Source organism: Bradyrhizobium diversitatis (assembly GCF_016031635.1).
GTDB classification, from domain to species: Bacteria; Pseudomonadota; Alphaproteobacteria; order Rhizobiales; family Xanthobacteraceae; genus Bradyrhizobium; species Bradyrhizobium diversitatis.
Map to the genome: position 1 here is coordinate 1 of NZ_JACEGD010000113.1, position 681 is coordinate 681.

Genomic DNA, 681 nt, shown 5'->3' on the forward strand with positions numbered 1-681 from the left:
GGTGAGGTCGCCGAGATCGAAAGTACGCTGGTCGGAATAGTTGCGGTCGGCTGCGACCTGCTTGAACGATTGGATCAGCTCGGCGGCACGGTTGAGATTGGATACGAGCTGCGAGGACGCATCGCGGCTGGTGTTGAGGAAGTCGTTGAGCGTGGAGCGGCGCAGCTCGCCGCGCTCGACTTCGGCGGTGAACATCGCGGTCTTGCGTTCCAGCGCAGAGGCGACGGTAAGGCTGATGCCGACGGGATTGTTGACCTCGTGGGCGACACCGGCGACCAGGCGCCCGAGCGCGGCGAGCAGGAAATGCGCAAGGCCAAGGAAGCCGCCGAAACCGCGCTGCGCAATCTGCGCGAAACCCAGGCCTCGTTGATCGAGGCGGAGAAGCTCGCCGCGCTTGCGCTCGCCGATGTCGAGCGCGACGGTCACGATCCGCTCGATCTCGCCCTCGGCATCGAGCAGCGGCAGCTTGTTGACCAGCCATTGCCGCATGTTGCCTGCCGCGTCCTTGTACTCCTCCTCGTAGAAGCCGAGCCCCTTGCGGAGCTTGAGCACCCTCTTGTCGCTCTCGTCGGACTTGGCCGCGCCATAGCGTGACATCAGATCGGCCGTGGTGCGGCCGAGCGCATCGCCGGGCTCGATGCCGAAGATGCCCGCCATGTAGCGGTTCATCAGCACGTAGCG

Annotated in this window: 1 protein-coding gene; it reads right to left on the reverse strand. The window is 65.2% G+C overall.

Annotated elements, in window-relative coordinates; translation table 11 throughout:
* Positions 1-681: PAS domain-containing protein (locus tag H1B27_RS39680; protein ID WP_197969781.1), on the reverse strand; the 681-nt coding region annotated here is incomplete at both ends.